Here is an 18945-nt window from a genome sequence, read left to right on the forward strand (position 1 = left end):
AAGCTGTTCGGAGGACGAACCGTCATGGCCAGGTTCATCGTGCGCGCCATCTTCGCGGCGCTCGGCCTGTGGCTCGCCTCGCGCGTCGTGCCGGGCGTGCGGGTGGACGACACCGGCAGCCTGATCCTCGCCGCCGTGCTGCTGGGGCTCGTCAACGCCGTCGTACGGCCGGTGGTCTTCCTGCTGACCTTCCCTGTGACCCTGCTGACGCTCGGCCTGTTCCTGCTGGTGGTGAACGCCGCGATGATCGGGCTTGTCGCCCTGCTGCTGTCGGGCTTCCACGTGGACGGCCTGCTGGCGGGGATCGTCGCGGCCATCATCACCGGCTTCACCAGCTGGGTCGCCGGCATGGTCATCGGCGACGCCAAGCGCGACTGAAACGCATCTCCAGCCCCAAAAGAAAAAGGGCGGGGCCTTGCGGCCCCGCCCTCGTTCTTGTCCCGGCTCGGCCTTCGCGGCTGCGCCGCTCCGTTGGCCGGGATGACAGCTTCTAAGGCGACTTAGAAGTCCATGTCGCCCATGCCGCCGGGCATGCCGCCCGGGGCGCCGCCGGCGCCGCCCTTCTTCGGGGCTTCGACAATCGCGGCTTCCGTGGTGATCAGCAGGCCGGCCACCGAGGCGGCGTCCTGCAGGGCCGTACGGACGACCTTCGCGGGGTCGATCACGCCGGCCTGCACCAGGTCGACGTACTCTTCCGTCTGGGCGTTGAAGCCGAAGGTGGCCGAGGCGTTCTCCAGCACCTTGCCGACCACGATCGAGCCTTCGACCCCGGCGTTTTCCGAGATCTGACGGATCGGGGCCTGCAGGGCGCGGCGCACGATGGCGATGCCGGCTTCCTGGTCGTCGTTGTCACCCTTGAAGCCGTCCAGGACCTTGGAGGCCTTCAGCAGGGCGACGCCGCCGCCGGGGACGATGCCTTCTTCCACGGCCGCGCGGGTCGCGTTCAGGGCATCGTCGACGCGGTCCTTCTTTTCCTTCACTTCCACTTCGGTGGCGCCGCCGACGCGGATCACCGCAACGCCGCCGGCGAGCTTCGCCAGACGTTCTTGCAGCTTTTCCTTGTCGTAGTCCGAGGTGGTGTCCTCGATCTGCTTCTTGATCTGGGCGACGCGGCCTTCGATGCCCGCCTTGTCACCCGAGCCGTCCACGATCGTGGTGTCGTCCTTGGTGATCGACACCTTCTTGGCGCGGCCGAGCATGTCGAGGCTGACGTTCTCGAGCTTGATGCCCAGGTCTTCGCTGATCAGCTGGCCGCCGGTCAGGATGGCGATGTCTTCCAGCATGGCCTTGCGGCGGTCGCCGAAGCCCGGAGCCTTCACCGCCGCGACGCGCAGGCCGCCGCGCAGCTTGTTGACCACCAGGGTGGCCAGCGCCTCGCCTTCCACGTCTTCCGCGATGATCAGCAGCGGACGGCCCGACTGGACCACGGCTTCCAGCACCGGCAGCAGGGGCTGCAGCGAGGAGAGCTTCTTTTCGAAGAGCAGGATCAGCGGCTCTTCGAGTTCGGCCTCCATCTTCTCCGCGTTCGTGATGAAGTACGGGGAGAGGTAGCCGCGGTCGAACTGCATGCCTTCGACCACGTCGAGCTCGGTCTCGGCGGTCTTGGCCTCTTCGACGGTGATGACGCCTTCGTTGCCGACCTTTTCCATGGCGCGGGCGATCATCTCGCCCACTTCGGTGTCGCCGTTGGCGGAGATGGTGCCGACCTGGGCGATCTCGCTGTTGGCCGAGACCTTCTTGGCGTTGGCCTTGATCTCTTCGATGACCTTGGCGACGGCCTTGTCGACGCCGCGCTTCAGGTCCATCGGGTTCATGCCGGCGGCGACCGACTTCAGGCCTTCCACGACGATGGCTTGCGCCAGCACGGTCGCGGTGGTGGTGCCGTCACCGGCCTTGTCGTTGGTCTTCGAGGCGACTTCGCGGATCAGCTGGGCGCCCAGGTTCTCGAACTTGTCGGACAGCTCGATTTCCTTGGCCACCGACACACCGTCCTTGGTCGAGCGCGGGGCGCCGAAGGACTTCTCGATGACGACGTTGCGGCCCTTGGGGCCGAGGGTCACCTTCACCGCGTTGGCGAGGGTGTTGACGCCGCGCAGCATGCGGTCGCGGGCGTCGGAGGCGAAATAGACGTCTTTGGCAGCCATTGTGCTGTCCCTTCTCTGATGACTGGAGTGCGAGCTGGCTTAGGCCGCGGCGCGCGCGGCTTCGGGCTCGAGCACGCCCAGGATGTCGCTTTCCTTCATGATCAGCAGGTCTTGGCCTTCGAGCTTCACCTCGGTGCCCGACCACTTGCCGAACAGGATGCGGTCGCCGGCCTTCACGTCGAGGGCCTGGACCTTGCCGTTCTCATCACGCGCGCCGGGGCCGACGGCGATCACTTCGCCTTCCTGCGGCTTCTCCTTCGCGGTGTCGGGGATGATGATCCCGCCCCGGGTCTTCTCTTCTTCCTCGACACGCCGGACGAGGACCCGGTCACCCAGAGGACGAAACGCCATGTGATTTTTCTCCGTTCGAGACGGTTGGAATTGCAGATGCCGAAAGCGCTGAAAGGTCGCTGTTAGCAGTCGCGACCCTTGAGTGCTAACGCAGCCGGGGAGGTAAGAAAATGGCCGTCCGGAGTCAAGACGGCGCCTAAAAATCCGACGCCTCGGCTGCCGCCTCGCCGAAAGCTGGATGACAAACAAGGGCGGGCGGTTAGGCTTCCGGCAGGGAAAGAAACGCCTGCCGGAGAGTACCCATGCGCCGCGTCCTCGCGCTCGCCGCCGTCATCGCCGTCGCCGCCACCAGCGCCGCGGCCGAGAAGTGGACCAAGTTCGCCGACGGGCCGAACGGCACCCAGTGGTCCTATGACTCCGACTACACCTACAAGGACAAGGCCTCGGGCCGGGTCGTGGTCATGCAGGCGGTCTCCAAGCCGGCCAGCAACCTGGGGCCGTCCGGGCCCGGCAAGCCCGACGGCGTGGGCTATGTCTACGCCATCGACTGCGCCAAGAAGAACCTGATCACCGTGGCGGCCTACAAGCCGTCGGTGGCCCTGGAGATCCCCGCCGCCTGGCGGGACACCGCGCCGAAGAAGGCCGGCGGGCCGGAGAACGAGGCCCTGCTGGCCGCGGTCTGCCCGCACGCGGAGCACGTGCCAGTCCGCTGAGACGCCCACGGACGGACCTGTCCAAAGCGTAACTGGAAAGCTTGGCCGTGCGTCCCTACCTGAGGGGCATGGGATGGTGGCTCAAGCTTCTTCCGGCCCTGCTGGCGCTCGGGTTGGCCGTGGCCCTCGTGGCGACCGCCAAGGCGCCGCCGCTCTACTCCTGACCTGAGCGCGGCGCCGGGGCGCCGGACGCGGCGGCTCGCCGGCCGTGGGGTTTCCGGGCCGGCGGCGCCGCCAGGCGTGAGGACCCACCGAGGCCGCTGTCTCAGCTGATCCGCGACCGGGGAACGGACCGCCTCGGCTTAAAACGCTTGTTTGATTTCCGCGCGAAGAGCCCGCATGGTGGGGGAAAGACAAGCTGTCTCCAAAACCCCTCAAAGACCGCTGGGAGCGACCAGGATGACCATGACCGCCGAACGGCCGCAGTCGAGCTTCAAGCTCAGCCCGCAGGACGAGCTGAACGACCTGCGCATGTCCGACAAGGCGCTGCCGCTGTACAACCGGGTGAAGGAGTTCATCCGCGAGGTGGTGGAGCCGGCGGCCGCTGAATTCCATCGCCTTGGCGAAGGCCGCCCCAACGTGTGGGACTATGCGCCCGGCCAGCTCGAGGTGCTCGAAGCCGCCAAGGACAAGGCCAAGTCCGCGGGTCTCTGGAACTTCTTCCTGCCCGACGCCCACACCGGCGAGGGTCTGTCGAACCTCGACTACGCCTATATCGCCGTCGAGCTGGGCAAGAACCGGCTGGCCTCGGAGATCATGAACTGCGCGGCCCCCGACACCGGCAACATGGAGGTGCTGGAGCGCGTCGGCACGCCGGAGCAGAAGGAGCAGTGGCTGAAGCCGCTGCTCGAGGGGAAGATCCGCTCGGCCTTCTGCATGACCGAGCTGAACACCGCCTCGTCGGACGCCAAGAACATCGACACCCGCGCCACGCGGGTGGGCGACGAGTACATCATCAACGGCGAGAAGCACTACATCTCCGGCGCCGGCGACCCGCGCTGCAAGGTGATGATCACCATGGTGCGCACGGGCGGCGAGAACGACCCGCCGCACCTGCAGCAGTCGCAGATCCTGGTGCCGCTGCCCACCGAGGGCGTTGAGATCGTCGGGGGCCAGCAGGTGTTCGGCGATTACGATGCGCCGCACGGCCACATGCACATCCGCTTCAACAACGCCCGCGTGCCGGCCTCCAACATCCTGCTGGGCGAGGGCCGTGGCTTCGAGATCAGCCAGCTGCGCCTCGGCCCCGGCCGGATCCACCACTGCATGCGCGCCATCGGCTCGGCCGAGAAGGCCCTGGACCTGATGGTCACCCGGGGCATGACCCGCGTCGCCTTCGGCAAGCCGATCATCCAGCTGGGCGGCAACATCGAGAAGGTCAGCCGCGCCCGCATTGAGATCGAGGCCATGCGCCTGATGGTGCTCAAGGCGGCCCGCGCCATGGACGTGCTCGGCAACCGCGAGGCCCGCGTGTGGATCCACATGGTCAAGGCCATGGTGCCCGAGCGGGTCTGCGAGATCATCGACCAGGCGATCCAGATGCACGGCGCGCTCGGCGTCTCGCAGCACACGCCGCTCGCCCGCATGTACGCCAACACCCGCACCCTGCGGATCGCCGACGGCCCCGATGAGGTGCACCACATGGTGGTGGGCCGCAACGAGCTGCAGCAGTTCCGCGAAGGCCCGCACGACAGCTCCATGTCGGCGGTGTTCCGCAACTAGGGTCCGCGTAAGCCGGATCGAGACGGCCCTCTCCCGGCGACGGGGGAGGGCTTTTTCGTGCCCGGCGGCCTGGCTTGGCCGTGGCGCCGATCGGGTGTAAGCCGACGCCGAACATCGTTTCTCAAGGGCGCTCGCCGGACGGCTTGCAGCGCCTGGCATAGCTCCGCGCACGGTGCGCCGGAGGTCCGTCGCCCGGAGGAGCCTGTGCCTCCGCCGGGGGCGGGCTCCCTGTCCGGAGGACACGAACATGACCCTGCCCCTCGCCGCCTTCGTGGCGGCCGCGGCCTTTCTCACAGCCACACTTTCCGGCGTCTTCGGCATGGCCGGCGGCCTCGTGCTCATGGGCGCCCTGGCGCTCGTCCTGCCGGTCGGCGCCGCCTTCGTCACCCACGGCGTCCTGCAGCTGGTGGCCAACGGCTGGCGCGCGGTGCTGCACCGCCGCCATGTTCGCTGGGACATCGTCGGCTGGTACGCGCTCGCCTCGCTGATCGCCGGCGTGGCTGTGTCCCTGCTGTCGCTGACGCCCTCGAAGCCGGTGCTGTTCCTGCTCCTGGGCCTGGTGCCGGCGCTGACCTGGCTGCCGCAGAGGTGGATCAACCTCGACGCCGGGCGGCCGGCGCAGGCCTTCCTGTCGGGCCTCAGCGTCACCGGGCTCAACCTCACGGCCGGGGTGGCGGGCCCCCTGCTGGACATCTTCTTCGTCCGGACGGAGCTCACCCGGCACGCGATCGTGGCCACGAAGGCGGCGACCCAGGTGTTCGCCCACCTGGCCAAGATCGTGGTCTATGGCGCCCCGCTGCTGGGTGCGGGCGGCCACGGCGTGCCGCCCCTGTGGGTGTTCGCGCTCGCGATCCCGCTCTCGATGCTGGGCACGGTGGTCGGCGGGAAGATCCTCGACCGCATGAGCGATGTGAACTTCAAGCGCTGGACCCGCTGGATCGTCACTGCCGTGGGCGGGCTCTATCTGGTCCAGGCTGCACAGCTTCTCCTCGCCCGCTGAGCCGCAAAAAAACACCCGGGACCGCGAGGTCCCGGGTGGGGAAGTCATAGGGAGGAAACGCCCAGGATGGGCGACCCCTCATCTATGTTCGGGTTTCCGACATACAAGGGTGGCCGGCGAAAAATTTCGGAGGTGCGGATGGAAGTGGAATCGACGGTCCTTGAGGATGGTTTCGTGCGGCTGGAGCCGATGTCGGACGATCACCGCGAGGGGCTGCGCGCCGCCTGCGACGCCGATGCCGAGACCTGGGATCGGCTCTACCCCTTCAGCATGGCCGGCGAGCACTTCGATGGCGCATGGAGCCGCATGTTCGCCAAGCCCGCGCCGGGATGCCTGAACTTCGCCGTGGTGGTCGGCGGACGTTGCATGGGCATGTCCTGCTACCTCGGGATCGATCCACCCAACCAGGCGCTCGAGATTGGCGCCACCTTCTACCACCCGGAGGTCCGCGGCGGGCCTGTGAACCCGGCGGCCAAGCGGCTGCTGCTGGCGCACGCCTTCGACAGCGGCGCCCGGCGGGTGCAGTTCAAGGTGGACGCGATCAACGCCCGCTCGCGCGCCGCGGTGCTCAAGCTCGGCGCCGTGCAAGAGGGCATCCTCCGCCAGGACCGGGTCACCTGGACCGGCCGCATCCGCGACACGGTGGTGTTCTCGGTCTTGGCGGACGAGTGGCCCGCGGTGCGCGAGCGCCTGGACGCCCGCCTCGCGGCGTTCGCCTAGGCGGGCGCCAGCGCCTTCAGCCGGTGCACGTTCTCCGGCTCGGCGAAGAACACCTTGTCGGCCGCGGCCGCCACGTCCTGGGCGGTGTAGGGCCGCCCGGGCGAGAAGCCCTCGGTCTCCACCATCTTGATCTCGCGCACGCCGCGGGCCGAGACGCCCAGGATCTTGCCCGAATGCTCGGCGGCCAGGTCGCTGACCATGTAGAGCACCCCCGGCGCAACGTTCTCCGGCAGGCTCAGCGGGTCGGGCTCGCGGCCCTGCCGCCCGGGAAGGTCGGCGGTCATGCGGGTGTAGGCGCCGGGCGCCAGGCCCATGACCCGGATGTTGTACTTGCGGCCCTCGATGCTCATCACCCGCACCATGCCGTAGATGCCGGCCTTGGCGGCGCCGTAGTTGGTCTGGCCGAAGTTGCCGTAGAGGCCGGAGGTGGACGAGGTCAGCACCATCGTGCCGCCGCCATTCTCCTTCATCCACTTCCACACGGGCAGGGCGGTGCAGTAGGTCCCCTTGAGGTGGACCTTGATCACCGCGTCCCAGTCGTCTTCCGAGGTGTTGGCGAAGCTGCGGTCGCGCAGGATGCCGGTGTTGCACACCAGGATGTCCACCCGGCCGAAGGCGTCCAGCGCGGCGGCCAGGATGTTCTCGCCGCCCTCGACGGTGGAGACGTCGTCGCCGTTCGCCGCCGCCCGTCCGCCTTCGGCCTCGATGGCGTCCACCACCTTCTGCGCGGCGGATCGGTCGGCGCCCGTGCCGTCCCGCGCTCCGCCGAGGTCGTTGACCAGCACGCTTGCGCCTTCGCGTGCGAACAGCTTGGCGTAGGCCTCGCCCAGTCCGCCGCCCGCGCCCGTGACGATCGCCACCTTGCCGTCCAGCAATCCCATCACCGTTCCTCCCTGTGGTTTTGTTGGGAGGATGATTGGCCGTCCGGCGGCGGTTCGCAACCAACCCCCCTCCGCTCGTCCCGGCGAAAGCCGCGATCCACGCTGAGTCAGCCACGGAAGCGCGGCCGTGCGATCATCGGGATCAGCTTGGGCCCCGGCCCTCGCCGGGGTGAGCGGGCGGGAGGGCGGCTCAACGCTCCCGCTTGTAGCGCCAGTCCTGCGCTTGCAGCCGCCCGTTCACGGTCCCCTCGATCCGGGCGCAGAGGTCGTCGCCGCAGCGGCGGTAGATGATCCGCTGCGGAAAGTCGTGGGCCAGGTTCTCGAACACCGCCTCGCTATCGCTCGCCCGCTTCAGGACGAACGGGGTTGGCGGCTGTCCGTCGACCGCAGCGGTATAGGTCGCGGTGGTCGGCCCGGCGACGATCCGCACATGCTCGATGCTGGGCGCCCGCCCGGGACGGTTGGTCTGCGACGCGCCGGCCATGCCGCCGTCCAGCGGGGCCAGCCAAGTCTCCCGAGTGGTCACGGCGCCCCGGGTTTCCGTCCAGCTGCCGGCTATCCAGGCGAGCTTCGCGACCTCGTCCGCCGGCGTCGCGGCGGCGGAAGTCGCGACGCTGAGCGCCGCCGCAACGAAGATCCCACGCATTTCGTCCTCCTGTGCGCAGCGACATTGCCGCGCCCACCGCACGCCGGTCTTGTAGGATTGCGACGTCAGCTGCCGGCCGGCTCGACCAGGCTCGTGGCCAGCCCCTTCGCGCCGCGCAGGAAAGCGCTGGGCGTGCACCCGACGAAGCGCCGGAAGTCGCGCGCCATCTGGGGGTGGTCGAAGTAGCCAGCCGCTTGCGCCGCCGCCGACCAGGTTCTTGCGTCCCCCGCCTGCAGCGCGTCGAACAGCCGGCGCACCCGGATCACCGCGCGCAGCGTGCGAGGCGGGATCCCAACCTCGGCGGCGAAGGCCCGCTGCAGGGCCCTCGGCGCGCGCCCGGACGCTTCTGCGAGCGCGTCCAGCCCCGCACGGCCCTCACTCGCCCGCAGCAGCGCCACCGCGCGCACGACACCCGGGTCGGGCGGCCGCCCGCGAACCTCACGCCACACGTGCGCGGCGGCCGCCGCCAGCCGGGACGCCTCGTCCGGAGCCGCGGCGATGCCCGCCGCCAGCTCGGCGGCCCCGGGCTTCAGCTCGCAAAGGTCGACACGCTGGTCGGTCAGTCTCGAAAGCGGCGCCCCCGCGTAGGCGGCCGCGCCGGCCGTCCGGAACCGAACCCCCACCAGACCAGCCTGGGCGGCGGCTCGGATATGCAGCGGCCGCGTCAACTGGCCGGCGAAGAGCGCTGCGGGCTGCGAGCGGAGCCGTCCGTCCGCCGCGCGCTCGAGGTAGGGCGCCTTGTAGTGCACGATCAGCTCGCATCGGCCGTCGGGCACGATCCGCTGGTCCTCGGCCGCGTCGTCGCCCTCGAACGTCCAGAGGCAGGCGACGTGTTCGGCCAGTTCCGGAGGCGGGGCGTGCTCCGCGTAGCGGGCGCTCACCGCGCCGCCTTCCTGCGCGCCCGGAAGAAGGCCTTCAGCATGGCCGAGCTTTCGTCGGCCAGCACGCCGCCTTCGACCGCCGGTCGCCAGTGGCAGGTGGGCTGGTCGAAGAACCGCGGACCGTGCAGGACCGCGCCGCCCTTGGGGTCCTCCGCCCCGAACACCACCCGGCCGATGCGGGCGTGGCTGATGGCGCCGGCGCACATGGCGCAGGGCTCCAGGGTCACGACCATGGTGAGGCCGGTCAGGCGGTAGTTGCCCCGCCTGCGGGCCGCCTCGCGCAGGGCCACCACCTCGGCGTGGGCCGTCGGATCGTGGCCGCCGATAGGCTGGTTGGCGCCTGTGGCCACCACCTCGCCCGTGGCTGGGTCGACAACCACGGCGCCCACCGGGGTCTCGCCGGCGGCGGCGGCGGCTTGCGCGGCCTCGAGGGCGATGCGCATGTAGGGCAGGTCATGATCCACGATCCGCACCGAACCGGCGGCCGCCCTGCCGGTCAAGCCCGCACGTCCGCGCCCGGCGGCGAGCGCATCGCCAAGGCGCTGGCCCGCGCCGGCGTCGGCTCGCGCCGCGACGTGGAGCGCTACATCGCCGAGGGTCGCATCGCCCTGAACGGCCAGGTGCTGACCACGCCCGCCGTCAAGGTGGAGCCGGGCGACATCCTGACGGTGGACGGCCAGGTGGTGAGCGAGGCCGAGCCCACCCGCCTGTTCCGCTACCACAAGCCCGTGGGCCTGCTGACCAGCCACAAGGACCCGCAGGGCCGGCCGACGGTGTTCGGCGCCCTGCCGGAGGGCCTCCCGCGGCTGATCTCCGTCGGCCGCCTCGACATCAACTCCGAGGGGCTGCTGCTGCTGACCAACGACGGCGAGCTGGCCCGGGCGCTCGAGCTGCCGCAGGCCGGCGTGGTCCGCCGCTACCGGGCCCGCGCCCACGGCCGGATCACCCAGGACCGGCTGGACAAGCTGAAGGATGGCATCACCGTCGAGGGCGTCCGCTACGGCTCCATCGACGCCCGGCTCGACAAGGCCAAGGAGGGGCCGCAGGGCTCCAACCTGTGGATCACCGTCACCCTCTCTGAAGGCAAGAACCGTGAGGTCCGCCGGGTGCTGGAGGCGCTCGGGCTGAAGGTGAACCGGCTGATCCGCCTGGCCTATGGCCCGTTCGCCCTCGGGACCCTGGAGCTGGGAGAGATTGAGGAGGTGGGCCCGCGGGTGATCCGCGAGCAGCTTGCCGAGCACATCGCCCCCGAGAACATGCCCAAGGGCGACCGCCCGCAGTTCCAGAAGAGCGCCACGGCCACCCCGTCCCGCCGCCGCCAGGCGCCGCCGGAGGGCGCGACCCTGATCGAGCGCGGCCCGCGCCGCCGCGAGGCGCCGCGCCCGGCGCAGCCGGAGGCCCGCCGCGGCCGCGCCGGCCGCCCGCCTGGCAAGGCGGAGCGCCCGGCGGAGGCCAAGCGGCCAGCGCCCGCCCGGCCAGCTCGGGCCGGCCGGCCCGCCGCCGAAGGCGAGGGGCCGAAGAAGACCGCCTACAAGCCGGGCTGGGCCAAGCCGAAGCCCAAGGGCGGCCATCCGCCGAAGAAGCCCGGCGGGCCGAAGCGGCGCGGCTAGACCTCCCATGCGCATCGTTTCCGGCGACTTCCGCGGCAAGGCGCTGGCCACGCCGCCCGGCCAGGCCACGCGGCCCACCTCCGACCGCGCCCGGCAGGCCATCTTCAACATCCTGGAGCACGCGCCCTGGTCCAGCGGCCTGCGCGACCTGCGGGTCATCGACCTGTTCGCCGGCTCCGGGGCGCTGGGCTTCGAAGCCCTGTCCCGCGGGGCCGCCTTCTGCCTGTTCGTGGAGACCGGCGAGGAGGCGCGCGGCGCGATCCGCGAGAACGTCGACGCCATGCACCTGTTCGGACGGACCCGCGTCCATCGCCGCGACGCCACCCAGCTGGGGACCCGGCCAGGCGCGGACGGCCCGGCCTTCGACCTCGCCTTCCTGGACCCGCCCTACGCCAAGGGGCTGGGCGAGACGGCGCTCGCCAGGCTCGCCGAGGGCGGCTGGCTGGCCCCGGAGGCGACCGTCGTGTTCGAACGCGGCGTCGCCGAGCCGGACTTCACCGTCCCCGGCTTCGAGCCGCTCGACGCCCGCGACTACGGCGCGGCCCGGGTGCACTTCCTGCGGTACGGCGGGTGACGCTTCTCCCCTCTCCCGCTTGCGGGAGAGGGGAGGGTGAGGGCGGCGCCGGGCGCGCCGCCGTCGCTCCGGTTGGATCCGGGGTATCGGGTCCAACACCCTGCGAGGTCTTGGGCGGCGCCGCCCTCACCCAACCCTCCCCGGAGGGGGAGGGCTAAAGCGCCCTGATCACCACGCTGCTGGCTGAGCGTTCCGCCGGCCCGTGGAACACGGCCTCGATGTTGTTGCCGTGGGGGTCGAGAACGAAGGCGCCGTAGTAGCCCGGGTGGTAGTCCCGCTCGCCCGGCGCCCCATTGTCCTTGCCTCCGGCCGCCAGCGCCGCGGCGTAGGCGCGGTCGACGGTCTCCCGAAGCTCCGATTGCAGCTCTGACCCTAACGTGGCGTGAGCGCCGGCGGCTCCCGCTCGCCTCCCCTGCGAAGCGGGGGAGGGGGACCGTCCGCCGAGCGCAGCGAAGAGCGGATGGTGGAGGGGGCGAGCCCCACGCACTGCCGGCCGTTCGCCCCCTCCACCATCGGCTCTACGGCCTACGGCCTCCGCCGACGGTCCCCCTCCCCCGTTCGCTGCCGCTCACAGGGGAGGCAGAGAGGGAGCTATGCGCCTAGCGCCGGCCGAACAGCCGCTCGATGTCGGCGAGCTTCAGCTCCACGTAGGTGGGGCGGCCGTGGTTGCACTGGCCGGAGTGGGGGGTGGCCTCCATCTGGCGCAGCAGGGCGTTCATCTCCGGCGCGTTGAGCCGGCGGCCCGAGCGCACCGAGCCGTGGCAGGCCATGGTCCCGCAGACCTCCTCCAGCCGCTCCTTCAGCGCCAGCGCCTGGCCGTTCTCGGCCAGATCGTCGGCAATGTCGCGCACCAGGCCCTGGACGTCGGTCTGGCCGAGCAGGGCAGGGACCTCGCGGACCAGGACGGCGCCGGGGCCAAAGGCCTCCAGCACCAGGCCCATCTCGGCGAGCTCCTCCGTGCGCGCCGCGACGCGCTCGGCCTCGGCCGGATCCAGCTCTACGACCTCGGGCAGCAGCAGGGCCTGGCGGGCGACGCCGCCCTCAGCCATCTCCGCCTTCATGCGCTCGTAGACCAGCCGCTCATGGGCGGCGTGCTGGTCGACGATGACGATCCCGTCGCGGGTCTGGGCCACGATGTAGGTCTCGTGCACCTGGGCGCGAGCGGCGCCCAGCGGGTAGTCCACCGGATCGAACACCGGCGAGGGCTGCGGCGCCCCGGCCTCCTCGGCGACGGTGGGGTAGCTCGGCGCGGGCTCCCACATCGGCTCCGCGCGGGCCGAGACCTCGCTCAGCCCGGGGATCGCCTGCACCGCCGCCGCCAGGGGCGAGGCCGGCGTCCAGCCGCCCTGCCGCCAGGCCGAGAAGCCGCCGGCCGGCTGCGGCGGCGTCTCCTGTGGGCGGAAGCCGCCCAGCGCCGCCATGGAGACCGTGGTCGAGGCCCGGTGCCCGGCCGCGGCGAGCGCGTGGCGCAGGCCGCCGACGATCAGGCCGCGCACCAGGCCGGGGTCGCGGAACCTGACCTCGGCCTTGGCCGGGTGGACGTTGACGTCTACCTGGGTGGGGTCGAGTTCGACGTAGAGCGCCGCCAGCGGGTGCCGGTCCCGGGCCAGGAAGTCGGCGTAGGCGGCCCGCAGCGCGCCCTGCAGCAGCCGGTCGCGGACCGGCCGGCCGTTGACGAACAGGTACTGGTGGGCGGCGTTGCCGCGGTTGTAGGTCGGCAGGCCGGCATAGCCCGACAGCCGCACTCCCTCGCGGGCGTGGTCGATCAGCAGGGCGTTGTCCGAGAATTCCCGGCCCATGATGGCCGCGAGCCGTGTGAGCCGCCCCTCGTCCCCGGCAGCCTCCGCCGGCAGCCGCAGGGTGCGGCGGCCGTCCAGGTCCAGCGAGAACCCCACCGCCTCGTGGGCCATGGCCTGGCGCTTCAGCTCCTCGGTGATCGCCAGCGCCTCGGCGCGCTCCGACTTCATGAACTTCAGCCGCGCCGGGGTGGCGTAGAACAGGTCGCGCACCTCCACCCGGGCGCCGTGCGGTCCGGGGAAGGCGGCCGGCGAGACCGCGCCCACGGCGCCGGCCTCCACCTGGATGGCGTGGGCGTCGGCCGCCCCCTTCGCCCGGGAGCTGATCGACAGGCGGGCCACCGAGCCGATCGAGGGCAGGGCCTCGCCGCGGAACCCGAGGGTGAAGATCCGCAGCAGGTCGTAGTCGCCGTCCTCGCCCGGCGACAGCTTCGAGGTGGCGTGACGCTCCACCGCCAGCGGCAGCTCGTCCCGCGGGATGCCCTTGCCGTCGTCGGCGATCAGGATGCGGGTCAGGCCTCCGCCGTCGGCCTGCACCTCCACCCGGGTGGCGCCGGCGTCCAGCGCGTTCTCCACCAGCTCCTTGACCGCGCTGGCGGGGCGCTCCACCACCTCGCCGGCGGCGATGCGGTTGATGAGCTCGGGCGGAAGGCGGCGGATCGGCATGGCAGGGCTTTCGCGGACCTCCCAATATAGGGCGATTCCGGGCGAGGGGGGCCGCGTCCAAGGGTGTCAGCCATGCGCCTGAAGCCGATCCTCGCCGCCGCCTGCGCCCTGCTGCTGGCGACCGCCGCCGCCGCGCAAGCGCCGCCGCCGCTGACCGACCCCGACGCCGCCCTGGTGGAGGAGCTGGTGGTCACCGGCCGCCTGCCGGGGCCCGCCTGGTGGACCGTCTCGGACGCCGACACCACGGTCTATGTGCTCGGCGTGCCGAGCCTGGCGCCGAAGCGGATGCAGTGGGACCGGGCGATCTTCGAGAAGCGCCTTGCCGGGGCCAAAGCCGTGGTCCTGCCCTTCACCAACATCCGCGCCAAGGGCGTCGGCGCCCTGGGCGCCGGGCTGAACCTGTTGCGGCTCCGTTCCGGAGGGCCCTTCGAGGAGCGGCTGGAGCCGGCCGCCCGGGCCCGCTTCGTGGCGGTCCGCACCCGGCTGGGCCAGCCGGCCAAGCGTTACCCCACCGGCAACGCCCTGGCCGCCGGCGTGCAACTCGCCGCCGACTACCGCGAGCGCGCCGAGCTCACCACCACCGATCCCGCCAAGCTTGTGGAGCTGCTGGCCCGCCGCGCCGGCGTGCCGGTGGTGGAGAAGACCTACGACATCGGCCCGCTGCTGGGGGCCATCGTCCGCACGCCGCCGCAGACCGGCCGGCTGTGCTTCGACGAGGTGCTGGCGCAGGCCGAGGCCGGGCCCGGGATCACCCTGGCGGCGGCCCGCGCCTGGGCCGCGGGCGACGTGGCCGGCGCCCTGGAGAACGAGCGCACCTACGAACGCTGCCTCGCCGCCGTGCCCGGCGGCCGGGCCTTCGACGAGCGGATGAAGGCCGACACGGCGGCGGCCATCCGCGCGCAACTCGCCCGCCCAGGCCACGCCATCGCCCTCGTACCCCTGCGCCCCCTGCTCGCCGAACGCGGCGTGCTCGACCGCCTGCGCGCCGAGGGGCTCAGGGTGACCACCCCGGGCGAGGTCGACTGACCCTCTCCCGCAAGCGGGAGAGGCGCGCGCCGACAACGAAAAAGGGCCGCCCGTCGCCGGCCGGCCCTCCGATCGATCCCGGTTGCGTCCGGCCCTACAGCCCGGGCAGCTTGATCCGCCGCGCCTGGCCGCGCTCGATGACAATCGTCTTGCCGCCGGTCAGCGACTTCACGCGCTCCTCTTCCGACTGGGCGTCGACGGGGGCGGGGGTGTTGTCCTGGGCGGCGCCGGCCGGCGCCTTGGCCTTGTCGCTGCGCCAGAACATGACGCGGTCGGCGAAGCTCTTGTCCTTGTGGGCCACGTCGCCGAACTCGTCGTCGACCACGTAGCGGATCAGCGGGTCAGCCTTCTCGGCGCCGGCCTTGGCCACCAGCAGCTTCTCGCCGTCCGAGCGGACCTGGGCCTCGCGCTGGCCGAGCAGGGCCGTGCGGGCCGCGCTCTCGGGCTGCAGCTCCTGCGGCCGCGGCTCGCCGGGGGCCGGCGGGCGAAGAGCGTAGTCCGGCGGCACCACCAGCGGTGCCTTGGTGACCACGCGGAACTCGTCGGGGGTCACCTTGGCCATGCCCAGGGCCCGGGAGGTCGACTGGCAGCCGGCCAGGCCGGTCGCCGCGAGCAGGGCCGTCGCCACGATCACTCGGTTGACGCGCATCAGATCAGAAGCTCCTCGAGGCCGCCCCCGGCCGGTGGGGTTGGATAGCGCAAGACGCCGTTCGGCGCCAACGCGCTTTCAGGCCGCATCCTCGGTCGGTTTGGCGGACGTTTCCCGCTTTTCGCCCCGGATCATGTCGAGAAGAAGGAGGGCGATGCCGATGTTGATCGCCGCGTCCGCCACGTTGAACACCCAGGGGAAGAAGCCGATGGCCGAGACGTCGATGAAGTCCGCCACCGCGCCCCAGCGGATGCGGTCGATCACATTGCCGACCGCCCCGCCCATGATGAAGCCCAGCGCCCAGGCCAGCACCGGCCGGCCCGCCTTGCGCACCCAGACCGCCAGGACCACGGAGACGCCGATGGCGAACAGGGCGAGCGCCCACCGCATCAGGTCCTGGTCGGCGCGCAGCAGGCCGAAGCTGACCCCCTGGTTCCAGACCATGGTGAAGTTCAGCGGCCCGGCGACGGGGACCGAGCCGCGCGCGGGCAGCTCCAGGCCGTAGAGGATCCACGCCTTGGAGAGCTGGTCCAGGGCGACGGTGACGGCGGCGACGGCGTAGGCCAGCCAGCCGAGCCGGGTCACGCCCTTCATGCGTCCACCTTGCCGCGGGCGGCGTCCCACGCCGCCACGGCGTCGGCGTCGCGCAGCGTCAGGTCGGGATAGCGCGGATCGGTCCCCACCTCGGGCAGGATCTTCCAGGACCTGGCGCACTTGCGGCCGTCGGCGCGGATCGGCTCGACCGCGACGCCGGCCACATCCGGCAGGCGGAAGGCGCCCTCGGGGCCGTCACCGGCGACGAGCGTCGCCTGGCTGGTGCGGAACACCTCGGCAGGGTCCAGACCCTCGAAGGCGGACAACAGCCCGGCGTCGGCCACGTGCACGCGCGGCGCGGCCTCCAGCGCGGCGCCGAGCCGCTTTTCCCGGCGCTCCACTTCCAAGGCGCCGGTGACCACGGACGTCACCTGCTGGACCTTCGCCCAGCGGGCGGCCTCCGCGTCGTTGCGCCATTCGGCCGGGGTCTGCGGGATCACCCGGAAACTGTTGGCGTGGGCCTCCGGATAGCGGGTCGCCCAGGCCTCCTCCATGGTGAAGGGGATCAGCGGGGAGAGCCAGGCGGTCAGCCGCTCGAAAGCGGCGTCCATCACCGTGCGGGCCGCGCGGCGGCGGAGCGCGTCGGGGCGGTCGCAGTAGAGGCTGTCGCGGCGGATGTCGAAGAACAGGGCCGACAGCTCGTTCTGGCAGAAGTCGAGCACCGGCCGGATCACGTCCTGGAAGACGTAGGCCTCGTAGGCGGCGCGGACCTGGCCGTCGAGCTCCCACAGGCGGTGCAGGATGAAGCGCTCCAGCGGCGGCATCTGCTCGAGCTCCACCGCCTCGTCCGGGCCGTAGTCGGCCAGGGCGCCCAGCAGGTAGCGCACGGTGTTGCGCAGCTTGCGGTAGGCGTCGGAGGTGGTCTGCAGGATGGTCTTACCGATCCGGCTGTCGTCGGCGTAGTCGATCATCGCCGCCCACAGGCGGATGATCTCGGCCCCGTTCTGCTGGATCACCTGCTCGGGATCGACGGTGTTGCCCTTGGACTTGGACATCTTCTCGCCGTTCTCGTCCATGGTGAAGCCATGGGTCAGGATGGCGTCGTAGGGCGCCCGGCCGCGCGTCCCCGAACTCTCCAGCAAGGACGACTGGAACCAGCCGCGGTGCTGGTCCGAGCCTTCCAGGTAGAGGTCCGCCGGCCACTTGGTGTGCCCCCGGCCCTCGAGGGTGAAGGCGTGGGTCGAGCCGGAGTCGAACCAGACGTCGAGGATGTCCTCCACCTTCTCGTACCGGTCGGGATCGTGGCGGCCGAGGAAGTCGGAGACCGGGCGGTTGAACCAGGCGTCGGCGCCCTCGGCCTTGATGGCTTCGATGATCCGGGCGTCGACCTCGGGGTCGTGCAGCGGCTGGCCGGTCTCCTTGTCCACGAACATGGCGAGCGGCGAGCCCCAGGCGCGCTGGCGGCTGATCAGCCAGTCGGGCCGGCTTTCCACCATCGAGCGGATGCGGTTCTTGCCCTGCGCGGGGAAGAAGGCGGTGGCCTCGATGGCCTCCAGGGCGGCTTCCCGCAGGCTCCGCCCGCCGAGCGCCTCGGTCTGGATCGGCTCGTCCATGCGGATGAACCACTGCGGCGTGTTGCGGAAGATCACCGGCGCCTTGGAGCGCCAGGAGTGCGGATAGCTGTGCTCCACCCGGCCCCGGGCCAGCAGGCGGCCGGCCTCGATGAGCTTGGCGATCACCGCGTCGTTGGCCGGGCCGAACTTCCCGGCCTTCTTGCCTTCGGTCTCCAGCACCTTCAGCCCCGCGAACAGGGCCACGTGCGGATAGTAGGCGCCGTCCGGGTCGACGGTGTCGGGGATCTCGCGGTGCCCGTGGGCCAGCCAGACCAGGTAGTCGTCGACGCCATGGCCGGGCGCGGTGTGCACGAAGCCGGTGCCCGCGTCGTCGGTGACGTGGTCGCCGGCCAGCATCGGCACCTGGTAGCCATAGTGGCTGTCCAGCGCCGCCAGCGGGTGCGCCAGCACCATGCCCTGGCAGTCCACGGTCTCCACCCGGCGGAAGCTCGCGACCTTGGCCGCCTTCATGACCTCCTCGGCCAGGCGCTCGGCCAGGATCAGCCGGTCGCCGGCCTTGGCCCAGGGCTCGAAGGCCAGGCCCTCCTCCATCGCCTCCACCTCGTAGACGGCGTAGGCGATGTCCGGGTTGTAGCTCACCGCCCGGTTGGCTGGGATGGTCCAGGGCGTGGTGGTCCAGATCACCACATGGGCGTGCCGGGCGGCGTCCGAGCCCTCCAGCACCGGGAACTTCACCCAGATCGTCGGGCTGACGTGGTCGTGGTACTCCACCTCGGCGTCGGCCAGGGCGGTGCGCTCCACCGGGCTCCACATCACCGGCTTGGAGCCGCGATAGAGCTGGCCGGAAGCCACGAACTTGTGGAACTCGGCCACGATGGCGGCCTCGCTCGCATAGTCCATGGTGGCGTAGCGGTTCTCCCAGTCGCCCAGGACGCCGAGACGCTTGAAGCCCTGCTTCTGCACCTCGATCCAGTGGGCGGCGTACTCACGGCAGCGCTGGCGGAACTCGGCCTTGGAGACCTCGTCCTTGCGGCGGCCCTTGGCGCGCAGCTCCTCCTCGATCTTCCACTCGATCGGCAGGCCGTGGCAGTCCCAGCCCGGCACGAAATCCACGTCGTAGCCGAGCAGGAAACGCGAGCGGACCACGAAGTCCTTCAGGGTCTTCTGCAGGGCGTGGCCGATGTGGATCGCGCCGTTGGCGTAGGGCGGCCCGTCGTGCAGGACGAACAGCGGCGCGCCGGCGCGCTGCCGCTCCGCCCGGATCGCGTGGTAGAGGCCCTGCTCGTCCCACTTGGCCAGGATCTGCGGCTCCTTCTGCGGGAGCCCGGCGCGCATGGGGAAGGGCGTCTCGGGAAGGAAGACGGTCTCGCGGTAGTCGCGAGCAGGCTTTTCGGCGTCGTCGGCCATGGAACTCTTAAATCCAGCGGGTCCGGAGGTTGGAGGTGCGGGGTGAGGAACCCGGCGCGCGCTGGAGCTCGTCCGGCGGCGTCACGCCGGGCGGTTAATTCGCAGGCTCTT

18 protein-coding genes and 1 pseudogene are annotated in these 18945 nt (G+C 71.2%); 8 read left to right on the plus strand and 11 right to left on the minus strand.

Annotated features, from left to right (window positions below; all coding sequences use genetic code 11):
- Positions 1–24: 24 nt before the first annotated feature.
- Positions 25–378 (plus strand): phage holin family protein, encoded by a 354-nt coding sequence (locus VIL67_RS05430; protein ID WP_332047818.1) that lies wholly within the window; start codon positions 25–27, stop codon positions 376–378.
- A 122-nt stretch (positions 379–500) separates the two neighbouring features.
- Here the strand turns inward: VIL67_RS05430 and groL are convergent, their stop codons facing one another.
- Both groL and groES read right to left on the minus strand, forming a co-directional pair.
- Entirely contained in the window at positions 501–2144 is a 1644-nt protein-coding gene (gene groL, locus VIL67_RS05435) for a chaperonin GroEL (protein WP_332047819.1), read from the minus strand.
- 39 nt (positions 2145–2183) lie between these two features.
- Positions 2184–2495: a co-chaperone GroES gene (groES, locus tag VIL67_RS05440; RefSeq protein WP_332047820.1), complete on the minus strand. Its 312-nt coding sequence runs from the start codon at positions 2493–2495 to the stop codon at positions 2184–2186.
- A 242-nt stretch (positions 2496–2737) separates the two neighbouring features.
- Here groES and VIL67_RS05445 point away from each other — a divergent pair, with 242 nt between their 5' ends.
- The 4 genes from VIL67_RS05445 to VIL67_RS05460 all read left to right on the plus strand — a co-directional run bounded on the left by VIL67_RS05445 (position 2738) and on the right by VIL67_RS05460 (position 6590).
- Positions 2738–3148: a hypothetical protein gene (locus VIL67_RS05445; protein ID WP_332047821.1), complete on the plus strand. Its 411-nt coding sequence runs from the start codon at positions 2738–2740 to the stop codon at positions 3146–3148.
- A gap of 399 nt (positions 3149–3547) precedes the next feature.
- Positions 3548–4870 (plus strand): acyl-CoA dehydrogenase family protein, encoded by a 1323-nt coding sequence (locus VIL67_RS05450; protein ID WP_414696185.1) that lies wholly within the window; start codon positions 3548–3550, stop codon positions 4868–4870.
- A gap of 247 nt (positions 4871–5117) precedes the next feature.
- On the plus strand, positions 5118–5870 hold the full coding sequence (locus VIL67_RS05455; protein WP_332047822.1) for a sulfite exporter TauE/SafE family protein: 753 nt from the start codon (positions 5118–5120) through the stop codon (positions 5868–5870).
- Between the two features lie 138 nt (positions 5871–6008).
- The gene (locus VIL67_RS05460) at positions 6009–6590 is read left to right on the plus strand and encodes a GNAT family N-acetyltransferase (protein ID WP_332047823.1); all 582 of its coding nucleotides are present in this window, start codon (positions 6009–6011) and stop codon (positions 6588–6590) included.
- Here the strand turns inward: VIL67_RS05460 and VIL67_RS05465 are convergent.
- The 4 genes from VIL67_RS05465 to tadA all read right to left on the minus strand — a co-directional run bounded on the left by VIL67_RS05465 (position 6587) and on the right by tadA (position 9441).
- Positions 6587–7471 carry an SDR family NAD(P)-dependent oxidoreductase gene (locus VIL67_RS05465; protein ID WP_332047824.1) on the minus strand — a complete coding sequence of 295 codons (885 nt, stop codon included), beginning with the start codon at positions 7469–7471 and terminating at the stop codon, positions 6587–6589. The genes VIL67_RS05460 and VIL67_RS05465 overlap by 4 nt on opposite strands.
- Before the next feature lie 190 nt (positions 7472–7661).
- Entirely contained in the window at positions 7662–8117 is a 456-nt protein-coding gene (locus tag VIL67_RS05470; protein WP_332047825.1) for a DUF6265 family protein, read from the minus strand.
- A 65-nt stretch (positions 8118–8182) separates the two neighbouring features.
- Positions 8183–8998 carry an AraC family transcriptional regulator gene (locus VIL67_RS05475; protein WP_332047826.1) on the minus strand — a complete coding sequence of 272 codons (816 nt, stop codon included), beginning with the start codon at positions 8996–8998 and terminating at the stop codon, positions 8183–8185.
- A complete protein-coding gene (gene tadA, locus VIL67_RS05480) occupies positions 8995–9441 on the minus strand; it encodes a tRNA adenosine(34) deaminase TadA (protein ID WP_332047995.1) in 447 nt (148 codons plus the stop codon). The genes VIL67_RS05475 and tadA overlap by 4 nt, the downstream gene beginning before the upstream one ends.
- 12 nt (positions 9442–9453) lie before the next feature.
- Here tadA and VIL67_RS05485 point away from each other — a divergent pair, with 12 nt between their 5' ends.
- Together VIL67_RS05485 and rsmD are read left to right on the plus strand one after the other, a co-directional pair.
- Entirely contained in the window at positions 9454–10608 is a 1155-nt protein-coding gene (locus tag VIL67_RS05485) for a pseudouridine synthase (protein WP_332047827.1), read from the plus strand.
- 7 nt (positions 10609–10615) lie between these two features.
- A complete protein-coding gene (rsmD, locus tag VIL67_RS05490; protein ID WP_332047828.1) occupies positions 10616–11182 on the plus strand; it encodes a 16S rRNA (guanine(966)-N(2))-methyltransferase RsmD in 567 nt (188 codons plus the stop codon).
- Positions 11183–11336: 154 nt separating this feature from the next.
- On the opposite strand, the pseudogene VIL67_RS05495 reads toward rsmD, so the two are convergent.
- Positions 11337–11531, minus strand: a pseudogene (locus VIL67_RS05495) (VOC family protein); the annotation flags it as partial.
- 250 nt (positions 11532–11781) lie between these two features.
- Entirely contained in the window at positions 11782–13644 is a 1863-nt protein-coding gene (mutL, locus tag VIL67_RS05500; RefSeq protein ID WP_332047829.1) for a DNA mismatch repair endonuclease MutL, read from the minus strand.
- A 72-nt stretch (positions 13645–13716) separates the two neighbouring features.
- Between mutL and VIL67_RS05505 the strand changes: the two genes are divergently transcribed.
- Positions 13717–14670 (plus strand): TraB/GumN family protein, encoded by a 954-nt coding sequence (locus VIL67_RS05505; RefSeq protein WP_332047830.1) that lies wholly within the window; start codon positions 13717–13719, stop codon positions 14668–14670.
- Between the two features lie 94 nt (positions 14671–14764).
- Here VIL67_RS05505 and VIL67_RS05510 read toward each other — a convergent pair whose 3' ends face one another.
- The 3 genes from VIL67_RS05510 to ileS form a co-directional block, all read right to left on the minus strand.
- On the minus strand, positions 14765–15319 hold the full coding sequence (locus VIL67_RS05510) for a DUF3035 domain-containing protein (protein WP_332047831.1): 555 nt from the start codon (positions 15317–15319) through the stop codon (positions 14765–14767).
- A 78-nt stretch (positions 15320–15397) separates the two neighbouring features.
- Positions 15398–15913 (minus strand): signal peptidase II, encoded by a 516-nt coding sequence (gene lspA / locus VIL67_RS05515; protein WP_332047832.1) that lies wholly within the window; start codon positions 15911–15913, stop codon positions 15398–15400.
- Positions 15910–18834, minus strand: coding sequence for an isoleucine--tRNA ligase (gene ileS / locus VIL67_RS05520; RefSeq protein WP_332047833.1), 2925 nt, complete (start codon positions 18832–18834; stop codon positions 15910–15912). The genes lspA and ileS overlap by 4 nt, the downstream gene beginning before the upstream one ends.
- Positions 18835–18945: the final 111 nt, after the last annotated feature.

Origin of the sequence: Phenylobacterium sp., assembly GCF_036563385.1 — a bacterium.
Taxonomy (GTDB): domain Bacteria; phylum Pseudomonadota; class Alphaproteobacteria; order Caulobacterales; family Caulobacteraceae; genus Phenylobacterium.